This window comes from Mycobacterium sp. KBS0706, assembly GCF_005938675.2.
Taxonomy (GTDB): Bacteria; Pseudomonadota; Alphaproteobacteria; order DSM-16000; family Inquilinaceae; genus Inquilinus.
Window position 1 is genome coordinate 1 of record NZ_VCCH02000303.1, and the last position, 912, is coordinate 912.

1 protein-coding gene is annotated in these 912 nt (G+C 68.5%); it reads left to right on the forward strand.

Annotated elements, in window-relative coordinates:
* Nucleotides 1-912, forward strand: a 912-nt coding sequence (locus FFK22_RS41960) for a glycogen/starch/alpha-glucan phosphorylase (RefSeq protein WP_143957019.1), incomplete at both ends; no start/stop codon positions are given.

Sequence of the window (912 nt, forward strand, 5' to 3'; positions counted from 1 at the left end):
GGCGGCCCGACCCATGGGAGATCGCCCGGCCGCAGGAGCAGGTCGAGATCAAGCTCGGCTGCTCCTTCGAGGTGCGCGGCGGGACCCTCGCCGTCGTTACCGGCCGGCCGTCGAGCCTGCTAGGCATCCCCTTCGACCGCCCGGTGGTGGGCTATGGCGGCAAGACCATCAACACGCTCCGGCTCTGGGCCGCCGCGGCGCCCGATGTCTTCGACTTCCAGGCGTTCAGCGCCGGCGAATTCGTCGGCGCCCTGGCGGAGCGCCTGACGGCCGAATCCCTGACGCGCGTCCTCTATCCCGACGACTCCACGAGCCTGGGACAGGGGCTGCGCTTCGTTCAGGAGTATTTCCTCGTCAGCTGTTCGCTGGCCGACCTGGTGCGGCGTTTCCGGCGGAGCAACGCCGACTGGAACGCGCTGCCGGACAAGGTCGCCATCCAGCTCAACGACACCCATCCCAGCCTGGCCGTGCCGGAGCTGATGCGGATCCTGCTCGACGAAGCGCAGCTCGGATGGGACCTCGCCTGGATCCTGACCCAGCGGACGCTGGCCTACACCAACCACACGCTCCTGCCCGAGGCCTTGGAGAAATGGCCGCTGCGGTGGTTCGAACTGCTGCTGCCGCGCCACCTGGAGATCATCCTCGAGATCAACAGCCTCCTGCTGGCGGAGGTGCGGGCGCGTTTCCCCGGCGACGAGGGCCGGGTTCAGCGCGTCAGCCTCGTCGAGGAGGGCGGCGATCGCAAGATCCGCATGGCCAATCTCGCGATCGTCGGTTCGCACAGCACCAATGGCGTGGCGGCGATCCACTCCGACCTCCTGCGCACCGTGACGGTCAAGGATCTGGCGGAGACCTTCCCCGAGCGCTTCAGCAACAAGACCAACGGCGTCACGCCGCGGCGCTGGCTGCTGC